Source organism: Pseudomonas sp. P116 (genome assembly GCF_020149425.1).
Lineage (GTDB): Bacteria > Pseudomonadota > Gammaproteobacteria > Pseudomonadales > Pseudomonadaceae > Aquipseudomonas > Aquipseudomonas anatoliensis.
This window is the reverse complement of the sequence record NZ_JACVHB010000002.1, coordinates 58,291-75,164: the sequence shown is the minus strand read 5'-3', so window position 1 is coordinate 75,164 and position 16,874 is coordinate 58,291. Positions and strand designations below refer to the sequence as shown.

At 58.1% G+C, this 16,874-nt stretch carries 13 protein-coding genes; 11 read left to right on the top strand and 2 right to left on the bottom strand.

The annotated features are described in order from the left end of the window. Positions 1-34: 34 nt before the first annotated feature. Complete coding sequence (pgm, locus tag ICA15_RS06725) at positions 35-1,681, top strand: phosphoglucomutase (alpha-D-glucose-1,6-bisphosphate-dependent) (RefSeq protein WP_210552784.1); 1,647 nt, start codon at positions 35-37, stop codon at positions 1,679-1,681. Positions 1,682-1,756: 75 nt separating this feature from the next. Here the strand turns inward: pgm and ICA15_RS06720 are convergent, their stop codons facing one another. Continuing rightward, the gene (locus ICA15_RS06720) at positions 1,757-2,452 is read right to left on the bottom strand and encodes a pirin family protein (RefSeq protein ID WP_150603865.1); all 696 of its coding nucleotides are present in this window, start codon (positions 2,450-2,452) and stop codon (positions 1,757-1,759) included. 277 nt (positions 2,453-2,729) lie between these two features. Between ICA15_RS06720 and ICA15_RS06715 the strand changes: the two genes are divergently transcribed. Then, positions 2,730-5,204, top strand: a complete 2,475-nt coding sequence (locus ICA15_RS06715; RefSeq protein WP_210552783.1) for a UvrD-helicase domain-containing protein — start codon at positions 2,730-2,732, stop codon at positions 5,202-5,204. A 50-nt stretch (positions 5,205-5,254) separates the two neighbouring features. Here the strand turns inward: ICA15_RS06715 and ICA15_RS06710 are convergent, their stop codons facing one another. After that, complete coding sequence (locus tag ICA15_RS06710) at positions 5,255-5,527, bottom strand: DUF1652 domain-containing protein (protein ID WP_150603867.1); 273 nt, start codon at positions 5,525-5,527, stop codon at positions 5,255-5,257. A gap of 263 nt (positions 5,528-5,790) precedes the next feature. Here ICA15_RS06710 and ICA15_RS06705 point away from each other — a divergent pair, with 263 nt between their 5' ends. From ICA15_RS06705 to ICA15_RS06665, 9 genes are all read left to right on the top strand, one after another. Beyond that, positions 5,791-6,606, top strand: coding sequence for a helix-turn-helix domain-containing protein (locus ICA15_RS06705; RefSeq protein WP_210552782.1), 816 nt, complete (start codon positions 5,791-5,793; stop codon positions 6,604-6,606). A 52-nt stretch (positions 6,607-6,658) separates the two neighbouring features. Next, positions 6,659-8,065, top strand: coding sequence for an NAD(P)/FAD-dependent oxidoreductase (locus ICA15_RS06700; RefSeq protein ID WP_210552781.1), 1,407 nt, complete (start codon positions 6,659-6,661; stop codon positions 8,063-8,065). A gap of 30 nt (positions 8,066-8,095) precedes the next feature. Next, complete coding sequence (locus ICA15_RS06695) at positions 8,096-8,440, top strand: cupin domain-containing protein (protein WP_210552780.1); 345 nt, start codon at positions 8,096-8,098, stop codon at positions 8,438-8,440. Positions 8,441-8,496: 56 nt separating this feature from the next. Further along, the gene (locus ICA15_RS06690) at positions 8,497-9,582 is read left to right on the top strand and encodes a polyamine ABC transporter substrate-binding protein (RefSeq protein WP_210552779.1); all 1,086 of its coding nucleotides are present in this window, start codon (positions 8,497-8,499) and stop codon (positions 9,580-9,582) included. Between the two features lie 448 nt (positions 9,583-10,030). Then, complete coding sequence (locus tag ICA15_RS06685) at positions 10,031-11,497, top strand: serralysin family metalloprotease (RefSeq protein ID WP_210552778.1); 1,467 nt, start codon at positions 10,031-10,033, stop codon at positions 11,495-11,497. A 93-nt stretch (positions 11,498-11,590) separates the two neighbouring features. After that, positions 11,591-12,019, top strand: coding sequence for an AprI/Inh family metalloprotease inhibitor (locus tag ICA15_RS06680; protein ID WP_191626463.1), 429 nt, complete (start codon positions 11,591-11,593; stop codon positions 12,017-12,019). Between the two features lie 205 nt (positions 12,020-12,224). After that, entirely contained in the window at positions 12,225-14,003 is a 1,779-nt protein-coding gene (locus ICA15_RS06675) for a type I secretion system permease/ATPase (RefSeq protein ID WP_210552777.1), read from the top strand. Then, positions 14,000-15,349 carry an HlyD family type I secretion periplasmic adaptor subunit gene (locus ICA15_RS06670; RefSeq protein WP_150603874.1) on the top strand — a complete coding sequence of 450 codons (1,350 nt, stop codon included), beginning with the start codon at positions 14,000-14,002 and terminating at the stop codon, positions 15,347-15,349. Before ICA15_RS06675 ends, ICA15_RS06670 begins: the two co-directional genes overlap by 4 nt. A 2-nt stretch (positions 15,350-15,351) precedes the next feature. Further along, positions 15,352-16,719, top strand: coding sequence for a TolC family outer membrane protein (locus tag ICA15_RS06665; RefSeq protein WP_150615558.1), 1,368 nt, complete (start codon positions 15,352-15,354; stop codon positions 16,717-16,719). Positions 16,720-16,874: the final 155 nt, after the last annotated feature.

Sequence of the window (16,874 nt, the reverse complement as noted above, 5' to 3'; positions counted from 1 at the left end):
CTATTCCTGAATCACTCTATTTCAGAGGTTTTGCATGACACTCAGTCCTTTTGCGGGCAAACCGGCACCGGCAGAATTGTTGGTCGATATCCCGCGACTGGTAACGGCTTATTACACCGGCCAGCCTGACGCTTCCATTTCCACGCAGCGTGTGGCGTTTGGCACGTCGGGGCATCGGGGCAGTTCTTTCGACCTGAGTTTCAACGAATGGCACGTGCTGGCGATCAGTCAGGCGATCTGCCTGTATCGCGAGGCCCAAGGGATCACCGGGCCGCTGTTTGTAGGCATCGACACCCACGCGTTGTCGACCCCCGCGGGTGCCAGCGCTCTGGAAGTGCTGGCGGCGAACGGTGTGACCGTGATGATCGCCGAAGGTGACGAGTACACGCCGACGCCGGCCATTTCCCATGCCATTCTTTGCTACAACCGCGGCCGTACTTCGGGCCTGGCCGATGGCATCGTCATCACGCCGTCGCACAATCCGCCACAAAGCGGTGGCTATAAATACAATCCAACAAATGGCGGGCCGGCCGACACCCATATCACCAAGTGGATCGAAGCCAAGGCCAACGAACTGCTGGCGAATAAACTGGCTGGCGTGAAACGCATCAGCTACGAGCAGGCGCTCAAGGCAAGCACCACCCATCGTCATGACTACGTGAATACTTACGTGGCTGATCTGATCAACGTGATCGACTTCGATGCCATTCGTGATGCGAAACTGCATCTGGGTGTCGATCCGCTGGGTGGAGCAGGGGTGCGCTACTGGTCGGCGATTGCCGAGCACTATCGTCTGGATCTGGACGTGGTGAACAAGCAAGTCGATCCAACCTTCCGTTTCATGACCGTCGATTGGGATGGCCAGATTCGCATGGACCCATCATCGAGCCATGCGATGCAAGGCTTGATCGGTTTGAAGGAGCGTTTCGACGTGGCGTTTGCCTGCGATCCGGATCACGATCGCCACGGCATCGTGACTCCGTCCGGTGGCTTGCTCGCGCCGAACAACTATCTGGCGGTGTCCATCGATTATCTGTTCCAGAACCGTCCGCAGTGGCGTGCCGATGCTGGTGTGGGTAAAACCGTGGTCAGCAGCGGTCTGATCGATCGCGTGGCCAAGCGCCTGGGGCGTCGTCTCTACGAAGTGCCGGTCGGTTTCAAATGGTTTGCGGACGGCTTGTTCGACGGTTCCCTGGGTTTTGGTGGCGAGGAAAGCGCCGGTGCATCGTTCCTGCGCAAGGACGGCGGTGTATGGAGCACCGACAAGGACGGTCTGATCCCGGCACTGCTCGCGGCAGAAATGACCGCTCGCACCGGACGCGACCCAAGCCAGGCCTTTAAGGCGCTGACGGATGAACTGGGCGAGCCGTTCTCGGTGCGCGTAGACGCCAAGGCCAATCCGGAGCAGAAAGCGCTGCTGAGCAAGCTGTCGCCGGAGCAAGTCACGTCGACCGAATTGGCGGGCGAGAAGATTCAAAGCATTCTCAGCCACGCACCGGGCAACGATCAGGCGATTGGCGGTTTGAAGGTGATGACCGAGAACGGCTGGTTCGCGGCGCGTCCGTCAGGCACCGAAGACATCTACAAGATCTACGCCGAAAGCTTCATCAGCGACGAACACCTCAAGCAATTGGTGGTTGAAGCGCAAGCTCTGGTGGATGGCGCCATTTCCAGCAAATAAGCTGAAAACAGGGCTACGGGCCAAAAAAAGGGGCAACCATTGTGGTTGCCCCTTTTTTTGCCTGCAATCAGGCGATCAAGCCAGATCCACCAACACAATCTCACTGTCTTCAATCGCAGTAACGGTCAGCACCTGCTCGTGCGCAACCGCCACGCCGTCTCGAGCTTGTGCACGCAAGCCATTGACTTCAATCACACCCGTAGCCGGTACCAGATAGGCGCGGCGTCCTTCGTCGAGACGATATTCCGCCGTTTCCCCAGCCTTGATGTTCGCCGCCACCAAGCGTGCATCGGCGCGGATACGCAGGCTCTGATCATCGCCATCCTTGCCGCTGGCAAGTGTCACAAACCCTTCACGCTGACCTTTGGGAAAGGGTTTTGCACCCCAGGACGGCGGGGCACCGGTTTCGGTGGGCAGGATCCAGATCTGGAAGATTTTGGAGTCCTGGGCTTCGAGGTTGTATTCACTGTGCGCGATACCAGTGCCGGCACTCATGACTTGCACGTCGCCAGCCTCGGTGCGGCCCTTGTTGCCGAGGTTGTCCTGATGAGTAATCGCACCTTCGCGCACGTAGGTGATGATTTCCATGTCGCGGTGCGGGTGCTGCGGGAAACCGCTGCCCGCGGCGATTACGTCATCGTTCCACACCCGTAGATTGCCCCAGCTCATGCGCTGTGGGTCGTAGTACTCGGCGAACGAAAAATGGTGATGGGCATCCAACCAGCCATGATGGGCGCCGCCCAGTGTGTTGAAAGGTCTGAGTTCAAGCATGATCGTCTCCTCAAAAGGTTAGTGACGGGGCGCGGTGACTGCGCCCGGCCCAAGACCGGTGGTTTATGACGGCGATCATCTATCAGCCAAGTATCGATAAAAAGCGTAAAAAGTGCGGCATCAGCATCGAATAAGTCGATCAAAAAAAGCTCGAAAATTTCTCACTCCACCTTCAGTTCATCGCCTAAACCAATGAAGCGTAAGCATTTCGCTAGAACTCAGCGTTAAATAAAGACACCATAGCCCTCAACAGCCTTACCCACTGGAGCCCGTCAGCGTGGCGCAACAAATACCCGATCTTCCTCCCGAACTTCGTCCATTGGCCGAGATGCCGTGGTTCAAACGTATGGCCGCACGTTTCTTCGGCCACGGTTTGACGCGTTTGCGCGCGCAACACCGTGCGTCGTGGCTGCATGGTCAGGCGGATGGCTTTCGTAGTGGTCACACCGCGGGTGTCGAGTACGGGTATAAAGAGGGCAAGCTCGAGGGGTTTGAAGAAGGTCGGCAAGTGTTGCTGATCCGCGACAGCCGCAACACCGAACATCGTCCGCCAAGCGTGGATAACCACCTGTTCGACGACTGGCGTCTGCCGCTCACTGCGGAGCTGAAGAAGCGCATCAAGGCTGATGTCGCGCGTTTACTCCCCGCACATGCTCAGCCGAGCACCGCGCAGTGGAAGATGATTTTCAGCGACACACCTTCGACTTCCGTGGTGGCCGGCGCCGGAGCGGGCAAGTCGACCACGCTGGTGCTGCGCATTCTATTGCTGACTCACTATCTGGGCTTTGAGCTCGATTCGATGACCGTGGTGACCTTCACCCGCGAGTCGCGCAAGGACTTCATCAACAAACTGATCGAGCTGTTTGCGCTTTGGGGACGAGCGCTGAGCCTGAAACAGGCGCGGGAACTGGTGCGAACCTTCCACTCGCGAATCCTGCCAATGGTGCGCAGCCTCGCGGGTTTCGAGCGTTTGCAGGCTTTCGAGAACCTCAGCCATCGAGCGCCCGGCGCTGACGAGGAGGTCGACAGCAATCCGTTCGATCTGCGTATCAACGACGCGCAGCGCCAACAGCTCAATGCCTGCTATCACCGCTTGTTCACTCAGGACGAACGTTTCCGCCAACTGATTCAGCCGATGTCCAAGGCCGGGTTGCAGCTCAAGGAGCTGGAGCGTGATCACCCTGATGTGCAGAAGCGCATGGCTGTCACCGAGCTGGCGGCCAAACGCGATGAAGAACTGTGCGATGCCATCGAAGATCTGTGGTTCGGCGCCGGTGCCTGGCCTATCAAAGGCATTGAGCCAAACCGCCAGACCTTCGAAATCAACGGCGCTAAATTCCACTGCCATGGCTACATTCCAAGCCTCGACGCGTGGGTCGTGCTCGGTTTCGATCCCCGGGAAAACGCGCAGCTGAGCCGACCCAATGCGAAGCTTTCGATACGTGCAGAATGGGCAGTCAAGCGCACCCTGTTTCAAGCTTTCTGTCGTAAGCCATTGATATGGATAGATAGTTACGAGTCGTCAAAGCGGGTTTTGGCGACATTGGCGGGCGATGCCAGTGCTGGCCCGGGCTTCGACTACAAGGTTAAAGGCGAACTCGCTTCAGCGCCGTTGCTCGACTGTTTTGTCGCCGCGGCCGGTTTTATCGAGAACCTGGGGCTGGACGTGCCGGACGCTGTTGGCCGCATGAGTTTCGCCAAAGATGACCCCGACCGGTTTTTCTTCGAGGCGTTGAGCCTGTTTTGGCGCGCCCTGGAAGATCATCTGCTCGACCAGAAACCCCCGATCATGACCTACAACCGCATGTTCGCGCTGTTCAGCGAGCACTCGCCGGAAAACCTCAAACTGCTCAGCGATGAACTGCTGCGACCGATGTCGCACCTGATGATCGATGAATTTCAGGACGTTTCGCCACAGATCGTTTCGTGGATTCGCGCGAGCCTCTCGGAGATTCGCAGCCGTGGGCCGGCCATGCATGTCGGGCGAGGCGCGCAGCGCTCGTCGCTGCTATGTGTGGGGGATGACTGGCAATCGATTTACGGCTGGCGTGGCAGTTCACCGAGTTACTTCATGGAATTCAACAAGGAATTCCCGTCGCCGAGCACCACGCGTGTGATGCTCAGCGACAACTATCGCAGTCATCAGCACATCATCGATGCGGCGGAACACATCGTCCGTGCCGCCCCCGCGATCCCCGGCAAGAAGGCCAAGGCGAGCGGTGAGCCCAAGCCATTGCAGCCGGTCAACGTGCTGGAGCGCGACGATCAGGCACTGGGCGAGCGCCTTGCAGAGCACTATCGGCAAGGGCATTCAATCTTGATGCTTTATCGAAAAAGCAGCGATAAGTTATTGATTGAACAGCATATTCAGTCTGTAGTTAATGTTGATTCTAGCTTGCCGTACGAAGCTCGCCGCTTGAAACAACTGACCTATCACAGCGCCAAGGGTCTGCAGGCAGACGCGGTGTTTCTGCTGGGTGACTGTCAGCACCTGACCAGTTCCCCCTACAAGAATCAGGTGTATCGCATGGCCGGATTGGGCAAAACCGGTGACAGTGAGCCGTACGACAGCGCGCAAAAGGACGAAATCCTGCGCTTGGCTTACGTCGGGATTACCCGCGCGGTCAGCCACTGTTACTGGTATGTCGATCCGCAGGAAGCGCAAGCGGTGAACATGCCCAAAGCGTCCGACCGCGTGGCGAAAGGCAAACCGTTCTTCGCTGATCATCGAGCGGAAAAGCAAACCGCGTGACTCACAAAAAAGCCCGCATCAATGCGGGCTTTTTGTTGTAAATCAAACAGTTATGCGTAATTCCTGAGAGACTCTGGAGGTATGAAAGCGTCCAGCTCATCCTCCACAGCCTCGATAATTCGCTCGACGTCTGCCGCATTCATTACCGTTGCGCACGGGATGCCAGCGATGGCGATCATGGTTTCGCCACTGGCTCGATCAAACAATCGGGCAATCATGCTGCCCGGTGCATCCATCGTTGCCTCGAAACCCATGGGATGAAAATGCCAGCGCATCAGCTGGCAGGCATTGGGGAACGTGACTTTGCTTGACCCTTTATTCATGTGTTGCCCGCCTTCTTCATCGAGCGCTTCCTTTAGCTCATGTTAGGTGGGAAGAGCCTTCATTGGCTCAACCGGTGACTGACATTAAAAGTAGCATCTCAATGTGAAATTCCTGTGAGAATTTTCAGTTCATTTTGCGATTGATTCGTATTTTTTGATGTAGGTCACGGCCTACGCACTCATCGCCAAAATGCCACCACGGATTAGTCATTGATGCCCGTGCCGAACTTGGGCAAGCTCGGTTCTTTTTCGCCGAGCTCCTTATGCACGCCGACGACGACGGCCCCGCACAGACCCAGGCCACGACCGCCACGGTCATGCGCTATCACTTGAGCTGGAAACACCGCGATCTGGACAGCGTCATGGCGCTGTATCACCCGGAGATTCAATACAGCGATTTTTTCCAGAACCGCGTGCTCGGCCTCGACGAGTTGCGCGAGTACGTGCGTGTGAGCATGCCGCGGGAATCCGACGAAGCGCTTGAGCATTGCGACCGCATTCGCGTCGACGGCAACACGGCGTTCATTCAGTACGAAGTGACCCTGCGCGGCGGCGAGGGGCTGGTGTCGTTCCGCTCCAGCGAGGCGATCACGGTAAAGGACGGGCTGATCTGGCGCGTCAATGAATACGCCTCACTGGTGCGTGCGCAGGCCGGCAATACGACAGCGCCGAGCCAGCGCCCGGCTGTCAGTCGCCTAGGCCTGTCGCCGCGTCAATTGAGTTTTATGGCCGACGATCTGCAGCAATACTTCGAACGTCAGCAACCGTATCTCGATGCAGAGCTTGACCTGCAGCGGGTCGCGAAGGAGTGCGGGTACAGCCGCAATCAGATTTCCTACCTGCTTAATCAGGTGCTCGGGCAAAGTTTCTACCGCTACGTCAACCACGCGCGTCTGCAACATCTGCTCAAGTCACTGGACGATGCCGTGCCGCCAGTGCGCATCGATGAGTTGGCGTTCGCCGCTGGTTTCAATTCGCTCTCGGCTTTCTATAGCTGTTTTCGGCAACATACCGGCCAGTCACCCAAGGCCTACGTTAAACAAATTTCTTTGCGGACACGCGCGCAAGACATTCCCTGAGCTTGCGCAATAGGATCAACGCCATCGAAGGTTTTCAGTGGCGGAGTCTTGCATGCCAGCGTGGCGCACTATCAGTTTGTGGATGGATCAACTCGACGAGCCGCTGATCGCGCGGCCCGAGCTTGAGCGGGATCTGGACGTCGACGTGGCGATCATCGGCGCCGGTTACACGGGGCTGTGGACGGCGTACTACCTGAAAAAGCACGCGCCGGGCCTGAATATCGCGATTATCGAGGCACAAACCGCCGGGTTTGGCGCATCCGGGCGCAACGGCGGCTGGCTGATGGGCAATCTGCTTGGCGAGGATCGTTTGCTCGCCGGACTGTCTCCCGAGCAACGCCGCGCTTCGTTTGATCTGCTGCACAGTATTCCTGATGAAGTCGAAGTCGTCCTCGAACGTGAGGGCATCGACTGCGATTACCGCAAGGGTGGCGTGTTGTACTGCGCTGCGCGATATCCGGAACAGGAAGCCACGCTGCGCGACTATCTGGCCAAACTCCACGCCCAGGGCCTGACCGACGACGATTACCGCTGGCTCAGCCCCGAGCAGTTGGCGCAGCAGATTCGTGTCGCCAAACCTTACGGTGGCATCTACGCCCCGCATGTCGCGACCATTCACCCGGCCAAACTGGTGCGCAGCCTGGCGCGCACCGTACAAGGCATGAGCGTGAAGATTTACGAGAACAGCCCCGTTACGCACTGGCAGTCGGGCAGCTTGCGCACGGCCAAAGCCAATGTGCGCAGTCGCTGGATCGTGCCGGCGGTGGAAGGTTATTCGGTGACATTGGCACCTCTGGGGCGCTACCAATTGCCGGTGCAAAGCCTGATCGTCGCCACAGAGCCGCTGTCCGCCGCTACCTGGGACGAGATCGGCCTCAGCCGCGGCCAGGCGTTCAGCGAATTCAGTCGCCAGGTCACCTATGGCCAGCGCAGTGCCGACAACCGTCTGATTTTCGGCGCCCGCGGTGGTTATCAATTCGCCGGCAAGCTGCGCCACAACTTTGATCTGACCCGCGATGAAGTGGAGCTGCGTCGCTATCTGTTCGGTGAGCTGTTCCCGCAACTGAAAAATGTGCAGATCACCCACGCGTGGGGCGGCAACCTCGGCATGTCCCGACACTTCAAGCCGCACATGCTTTGCGATCGGGCCAACGGTATTGCACTGGCCGGCGGCTATGGCGGGGAGGGCGTCGGTGCCAGCAACCTCGGCGGTCGTACCCTGGCCGATCTGATTCTTGAGCGCGACAGCGAACTGGTTCACCAGCCGTGGGTGCTGCCGGACGGCGGGATTCATGCGCTGCGTGCCTGGGAACCGGAACCGTGCCGCTGGCTTGGCTACAACGCGATCATCAAAAGCTTTGTTCACGAAGACCAGACTCTGGCCAACCCGGCGACCGCGCCATGGCGGCGCAAACTCGCCAGCCAGGTGGCCGGTTTCATGGAAGGTTTCATGCACTGACAGTTGTTTATTCACAAGACAGGTAACGCCATGAGCATCACCCAGTTCAAAAACACCGCCACGCTACAACTGGACGAATCCAATCCGGTCGCCGTACCGCTTGGCGAGCCGATCGCCATTGCCTCGACCACCAGCGTCGAGCGCGACGATGGTGTCGAAACCGGCGTGTGGGAATGCACCCCCGGCCGTTGGCGGCGGCAGATTACCGCGCAGGAGTTCTGCCATTTCATTTCCGGGCGTTGCACGTTCACCCCGGACGACGGTGGCGAAACCCTGCGCATACAAGGTGGCGACGCATTGATGTTGCCGGCCAATACGCTCGGCATCTGGGATATCCAGGAAACCGTGCGCAAGAGCTACGTGCTGATTTTCTGATTGCTTGATCTTTTGATTGCCTGCCAAACAACAATAGCCTCTACAGGAATCGACCCATGATCCAGAAAACCCTCACTCTGGCGTCGCTGTTGCTGGCCGCCTCCATCAGTCACGCCGCCGACACGGTCAAGGTCTACAACTGGTCCAGCTACATCGCGCCTGAAACCACCAAAAATTTTCAGAAAGAAACCGGCATTGGCGTCACGTATGACGTCTACGACAGCAACGAAACCCTCGATGGCAAGTTGATGACCGGCAACTCCGGTTACGACGTGGTCTTTCCGTCCAACCACTTCATGGCCCGGCAGATTCAGGGCGGCGCGTTGAAGAAGCTCGACAAGAGCCAGTTGCCGAACTGGAAAAACCTCAACCCGGTGTTGCTCAAGGCCCTGCAAACCAACGACCCGGGCAACGAGCACGGTTTCCCGTATCTGTGGGGAAGCACCGGCATCGGTTACAACGTGGCCAAGATCAAAGCGGTGTTGGGCGACGACGCGCCGGTCGATTCCTGGGACCTGATCTTCAAGCCCGAGCACATGGAAAAACTGCAGAAGTGCGGCGTCGCCATCCTCGACAACGGCCCGGAATTGCTCCCGGCGGCGCTCAATTACCTGGGCCTGCCGCACCACAGCAAGAACCCCGAGGACTACAAGAAAGCCGAAGCGCTGCTGATGAAAGTGCGGCCATTCGTCAGCTATTTCCATTCCTCGAAGTACACCAGCGATCTGGCCAACGGTGATATTTGCGTGGCGGTGGGTTTCTCCGGCGACATCCTACAAGCCGAGAGCCGGGCCAAAGAGGCGAAGAACGGTATCGAGATCGGCTATGCGGTTCCCAAGGAAGGTTCGCCGATCTGGTTCGACATGGTCGCGATGCCGAACGACGCGCCGGACGAGAAGGCCGGTTACGCCTTCATGAACTACCTGTTGCGCCCGGATGTGATGGCCGACATCAGCAACTCGGTGCACTACGCCAACGGTAATGAGCAGGCCGACAGCCTGATCGACCCGGCAATCAAGAACGACACCAAGGTTTATCCGACTCCGGAGATGTTGGGCAGATTGTTCGCGCTGGAGGCGATGCCGATGAATATTGATCGGATTCGTACTCGGGTCTGGAACAAGATTCGTACCGGTAGCTAACCCACGATTTCCCCTGTAGGAGCTGCCGAAGGCTGCGATCTTTTGATCTGTTTTTGTATAAGCAAGATCAAAAGATCGCAGCCTTCGGCAGCTCCTACAGGGGGTAATGTATGTGGTTGATATCAATGCGCTGGCACTTGCACTAATAAGTAGCAGAAAGTGAGACGCCTTCGACAAAAAACAACTTAGCCATATTTAATAATTAAATAGAAAATCGTCAGACAATTAGGCGTAGTCAAGACATCTGAAACATTCTTTCGACCGCACATGCTTTGTTTACGGGAGCTTCCCGGAACAGCCCGATTTGAATTCAAAAAAATGCTTTACGTCAGATTTCAAATTGTGTCAGGTTTCTTACGCCTTCATTGGGCGAGTGATAGGACGATCTCGCCAGAGATTGTCGCTATCGGACAAAAACTGTTCCATTGCTTAACAAGGAAGTGTGTTTATGTCGAAAGTTAAAAAGAACGCTATTGATACCGCCGAACAGGCTTTCCAACCTGTAGGGGCTGCGCAGTCACTGGCAGCATCCAGCTCCGCCTGGAACCAGATCAATAGCTTCAGCCATCAATACGATCGCGGCGGCAACCTCACGGTCAATGGCAAACCCTCCTTTTCCGTCGACCAGGCCGCAACCCAGTTGCTGCGCGACGGCGCTGCCTACCAGGACAAGGACGGCAGCGGCAAGATCGAACTCACCTACACGTTCCTGACTTCTGCTTCATCGAGCACGATGAACAAGCACGGGATCAGCGGGTTCAGTCAGTTCAGTACACAACAACAAAACCAGGCCAAGCTCGCCATGCAATCCTGGGCCGATGTGGCCAACGTCACCTTCACCGAAAAAGCCACGGGCGGTGACGGTCATATGACCTTCGGCAACTACAGCGGTGGGCAAGATGGCGCGGCAGCGTTTGCTTACCTGCCGGGCACCGGCAATGGTTATGACGGCACTTCGTGGTATCTGATCAACAGTGGCTACACGCAAAACAAGAACCCGGATCTGAACAACTACGGTCGTCAGACCCTGACTCACGAGATCGGTCATAGCCTCGGTCTGGCTCACCCTGGCGACTACAACGCCGGTAATGGCAACCCGACCTATAACGATGCTTCCTACGGGCAAGACACCCGCGGCTACAGCATCATGAGTTACTGGAGCGAGAGCAACACCAACCAGAACTTCAGCAAGAACGGTGTGGAAGCCTATGCCTCCGGCCCGCTGATGGACGACATCGCAGCGATCCAGAAGCTCTACGGTGCCAACACCACCGTCCGTACCGGTGACACCACCTACGGGTTCAACTCCAACACCGGTCGCGACTTCCTCAGCGCTTCGTCGTCGAGTGACAAAGTGGTGTTCTCGGTCTGGGATGCGGGCGGCAAGGATACTCTGGACTTCTCGGGGTTTACCCAAAACCAGAAGATCAACCTCAATGACGCCTCGTTCTCCGACGTTGGCGGAATGGTGGGTAACGTGTCCATTGCCAAGGGCGCGATCATCGAGAACGCCATCGGTGGTTCGGGCAGCGATCTGCTGATCGGCAACAGCGTGGCCAACGAGCTCAAGGGCGGTGCCGGCAACGACATCCTCTACGGGGCTGGCGGTGCCGACAAGCTGTGGGGTGGCGCGGGTTCGGACACGTTCGTGTTCGCGGCCAGCTCCGATTCGAAGCCGGGTGCGATCGATCAGATCCTCGATTTTGTCAGCGGTCTGGACAAAATCGACCTGACCGGCATCACCAAGGGCGCCGGCCTGCACTTCGTCAGCGCCTTCACCGGTGCGGCGGGCGATGCAGTGTTGACCTCGTCGGGTGGCAACAGCCTGCTGTCGGTGGACTTCTCCGGATTCGGCGCGGCCGACTTCCAGGTCAGCACCGTTGGCCAGGCAGCAACCAGCGACATCGTGGCTTGATGTGAAACAAGAGGGCGGCGCGTGATGCGCCGCTTTCTTCGCTTGCATCGTCTTGCCCTGTAGGCAAGGCTACGCAACGGGGTGAAATTTCCTATGAGTCGAAACGTTTTTACCTACATGACGGTGGCGTGGCTGATGGCGGCGCTGATGATGATTTCAGGAGAGACAAGCATGGCAAGCAGCCTCAGGCTCGAAGAACCTTCGGTATTTGCCGGTCAGTGGCAGGCGACGCTGAGCGCTAGCAATGACAGCGCTGAAGCGCAAAAACTGCAGGATAAACCGTCGAATACCTGCGCTGTCGATCTGCAATCCAACCAGACGATTGGTAAAGGCGCTGACTGCCTGGGGGCATGGCTTGAAGAGGCACCGATTGGCTGGTTTCCCGAGCCGGACGGTATTTCGATTACTGGTAAAGAGGGCTCAAGAATCCAGTTCTTCAGCCGACAACGTGACGGGCTTTATCTGGCAACTTTGAAGTCAGGTCTGAAAATTACCCTGGAGCGCGTTGCGCAACAGTCGTGAAGATCTATCAGGCGACAAGGTTTTAATATAAAGCCTCACTGTCAGGTTATAAGCGGTATGTTCAATCACAACTGCGCCGCATTAAATAGCGCAAGTTGTTATGAATTTGTAAGCGAATACCCTGTAAATATGTTCCGGCATTGCGCGGATAATCAATTTGAAGTCTCGCCAAAGATTGGCGAGAGTTAGATCTCAGGAATAATCAATGAAGATGGCGAAGGCCCCAGCCACCGCGCCCTTGTTCAAGGCATTGGGTGACTATAAAAGCATTCTGATCAGCGTCGGATGCTTTACGGCACTGATTAACGTGCTGATGCTGGTGCCCTCGATTTATATGCTCCAGGTCTATGACCGGGTGCTGTCTTCGCAGAACGAAACCACCCTGGCGATGCTGTCGCTGATGGTTGTCGGCTTCTTTCTCTTTATCGGCCTGCTGGAAGTGGTGCGCAGCTTCATCGTGATCCGCATCGGCAGCCAACTGGAGCGCCGCTTCAACCTGCGGGTGTACCAGGCGGCGTTCGAACGCAACCTGTTCAAGGGCGAGGGCAATGCCGGGCAGTCGCTGGGCGACTTGACTCACATCCGCCAATTCGTCACCGGGCCGGCGCTGTTCGCTTTTTTCGATGCGCCGTGGTTTCCGGTGTATCTGTTCGTTATTTACCTGTTCAACGTCTGGCTCGGTGTGCTCGCCACCGCAGGTGCGCTGCTGCTGATCGCCTTGGCGTGCCTCAACGAATACATGACCAAAAAGCCGCTGGGCGAAGCCGCCGGTTTCTCGCAGCAATCCAGCCAGTTGGCCACCAGCCACCTGCACAACGCCGAAACCATTCAGGCGATGGGCATGCTCGGTGCGTTGCGTAAACGCTGGTTCCAGGTGCATTCGCGCTTTCTTGGTTTGCAGAATCAGGCCAGCGACACCGGCGCGGTGATCAGCTCGTTGAGCAAAACCCTGCGTCTGTGCCTGCAATCGCTGGTGCTGGGCCTCGGCGCTTTGCTCGTGATCAAAGGTGACATGACCGCAGGCATGATGATCGCCGGTTCCATCCTGATGGGCCGCGTACTCAGCCCGATCGACCAGTTGATCGCCGTCTGGAAGCAGTGGAGCGGGGCGAAGCTGGCTTACCGTCGTCTCGATGCGTTGCTGCAAGCCTTCCCGCCGAGTGATGACGCGATGGCCCTGCCAGCGCCGAAAGGCCAGATCACCTTCGAGCAAGTCAGTGCCGGCCCCCCTGGGCAACGCGCTGCGACCTTGCACATGGTCAATTTCAATCTGGGTGCGGGTGAAGTGCTGGGTGTGCTCGGTGCGTCCGGTTCCGGTAAATCGACCCTGGCCCGTGTACTGGTCGGCGTGTGGCCGACCCTCGGTGGCACGGTGCGACTGGACGGTGCGGACATCCACCGCTGGAATCGCGATCAACTCGGCCCTTACATTGGCTACCTGCCGCAAGACATCGAACTGTTCAGCGGCAGCATCGCCGAGAACATTGCGCGCTTCAGCGAGGCCGATCCGCAGAAAGTCGTGGCGGCGGCGCAACAGGCTGGCGTTCACGAAATGATCCTGCGCCTGCCGCAAGGTTACGACACGCAGTTGGGCGAGGACGGCAGCGGTTTGTCTGGCGGCCAGAAACAGCGCGTGGCCTTGGCCCGCGCCATGTACGGCACGCCTAGCCTGGTGGTGCTGGATGAACCCAACTCCAACCTCGACACCGTGGGTGAAGCAGCACTGGCCAGCGCTATTGCACAACTCAAGGCCCAAGGCACCACCGTGGTGCTGGTGACACATCGCTCTTCGGTGCTGGCCCAGGCCGACAAATTGCTGGTGCTCAACGAAGGTCGTCTGCAGGCCTTCGGCCCGAGTCAGGACGTGCTCAAGGCGCTGTCCGGCGCCGCCAATGAACAACCACGCGAGAAACCTGCACAAGCACCGGGCGGGCTCAGCATGAGCCGGCAGTATCAGCCCACGACAAGGAATTCGGGTGTATGAGCAGCGCAAACATGAACACTGAAAACGAAGCGAGCATGGAGCACGCGTACATCGCTGAACGCCCGGAACGTGACGCGAAATTCTTCGCGCGCATGGGCTGGATTCTGGCGATTGTCGGCGCGGGCAGTTTCTTCACTTGGGCGGCACTGGCGCCGCTTGATCAAGGCATCCCGGTGCAGGGCACCGTGGTGGTGTCGGGCAAACGCAAAGCCGTGCAGTCGATGAGCAGCGGTGTGGTCAGCCGGATTCTGGTACGCGAAGGCGAGATCGTTAAGCAGGGCCAGCCACTGTTCCGCCTCGATCAGACGCAAGTCGCTGCCGATGTCCAATCGCTGCAGGCGCAGTACCGCATGGCCTGGGCGAGTCTGGCGCGTTGGCAGGCCGAGCGCGACAACCTCAAGCAAGTGACCTTTCCGGCTGAATTGAGCAATGACCCGGATCCGCGATTGGCGTTGGTGCTGGAAGGTCAGCGCCAGTTGTTCAGCAGCCGCCGCGAAGCGTTCTATCGCGAACAGGCCGGACTGCGCGCCAGCATCGAAGGCGCCACCGCGCAACTGGCCGGCATGCGCCGCGCGCGCACCGACCTCAATGCCCAGGCCTCTTCGCTGCAACAGCAGTTGAGCAACCTGCAACCGTTGGCCGACAACGGCTACATCCCGCGCAACCGCTTGATGGAATATCAGCGCCAGCTCTCGCAGGTCCAGCAGCAACTGGCGGAAAACACCGGTGAAAGCGGGCGTGTCGAGCAGGGCATTCTTGAATCGCGCCTGAAGCTGCAGCAGCACAGCGAGGAATATCAGAAGGAAGTCCGTACGCAACTGGCCGAGGCGCAGCTCAAAAGCGTCACGCTGTCGGAGCAACTGACCTCCGCCGGTTTCGACCTGCAACACAGTGAGATTGTCGCCACCGCCGACGGCGTGGCGGTCAATCTGGGCGTACACACCGAAGGCGCCGTGGTGCGTCAGGGCGAGACCCTGCTGGAGATCGTTCCGCAAGGCACCACCCTGGAAGTGGAAGGGCACCTGCCGATCAATCTGATCGACAAGGTCGGCCCGCATCTGCCGGTGGACATCCTGTTTACTGCGTTCAACCAGAGCAAAACCCCGCGTGTGCCGGGCGAAGTCAGCCTGATTTCCGCCGACCAGATGGTCGATGAAAAAACCGGCGTGCCGTACTACGTGTTGCGCAGCAGCGTCAGTGATCAGGCCATGGAAAAACTTCACGGCCTGGTGATCAAGCCCGGCATGCCGGCAGAAATGTTTGTGCGCACCGGCGAGCGTTCGCTCCTCAACTATCTGTTCAAACCGCTGCTCGACCGCGCCAACTCTGCGTTGACCGAAGAATAAGGATGTTCAGCTGTATGAATAAGCTTTGCATGCTCGCGGCAGCACTGACGTTGTTCGCGAGTCACTCAGTCGTAGCGGCCATGGGGCCGTTTGAGATCTACGAACAGGCGTTGCGCAATGACCCGGTGTTCCTCGGCGCAATCAAGGAGCGTGATGCAGGTCTGGAAAACCGCGCCATTGGCCGTGCCGGGCTGCTGCCGCGAATCGGTTACACCTACAACAAGGGCCGTAACTCGTCGAAGGCCACGTCCCTTGATGAGCGCGCGCGCAATAAAACCGATGACCGCAATTACAGCAGTTACGGCTCGGCCCTGACCCTGCAACAACCGCTGCTCGATTACGAAGCTTATGCGGCGTATCGCAAGGGCGTGGCGCAGTCGCTGTTTGCCGACGAAAGCTTTCGCGGCAAGAGCCAGGAACTGCTGGTGCGCGTGCTGGATAACTACACCAAAGCCTTGTTTGCCCAGGACCAGATTGATATTGCGCTGGCGAAGAAGAAGGCTTACGAGCAGCAGTTCCAGCAAAACGAACACATGTTCAAGCAGGGTGAAGGCACGCGCACGGACATTCTGGAAGCCGAGTCGCGTTATGAACTGGCGACCGCCGAGGAGATCGAGGCGCGTAACGAGCAGGACGCGGCGCTGCGCGAACTGGGCGCACTGGTCGGTGTGCCGGCCGTGGATATCGGTGATCTGGCGCCGCTGGATCAGAATTTCCAGACCTTCGCACTGCAGCCAGCCAATTTCGATACCTGGCATGAAATGGCGGTCAGCAATAACCCGAATCTGGCCTCGCAACGCCAGGCTGTGGAAGTGGCGCGCTACGAGGTCGAGCGCAACCGCGCCGGGCACTTGCCGAAAATCAATGCCTACGCCTCGATGCGCCAGAACGAATCGGAAAGCGGCAACACCTACAACCAGCGTTACGAAACCAACACCATCGGCCTCGAAGTGAGCGTGCCGTTGTACGCCGGTGGCGGCGTGTCGGCCTCCACCCGTCAGGCCAGCCGCACCATGGAACAGGCCGAGTACGAACTGGACGGCAAGACCCGCGAGACACTGATCGAACTGCGTCGCCAGTTCAGCGCTTGCTTGTCGGGGGTGAATAAATTGCGCGCCTATCAAAAGGCCCTGAGCTCGGCGGAAGCGTTGGTGGTGTCGACCAAGCAAAGCATCCTCGGCGGTGAACGCACCAACCTCGACGCGTTGAACGCCGAGCAACAACTGTTCACCACCCGCCGCGATCTGGCGCAGGCGCGGTACGACTATTTGATGGCGTGGACCAAGTTGCATTATTACGCCGGCACCTTGAATGAGCAGGATCTGGCGCGGGTGGATGAGGCGTTTGGACAAGGCCCAAAAACTCGATAACACCGAAGATCAAAAGATCGCAGCCTTCGGCAGCTCCTACACAAAGCAGGAAAGTGATTAATCCAGAAATATGCATGCCCCTGTAGGAGCTGCCGAAGGCTGCGATCTTTTGATCTGGCTTTTTGGATCGCAGCTTTCGGCAACTCCTGAATAAA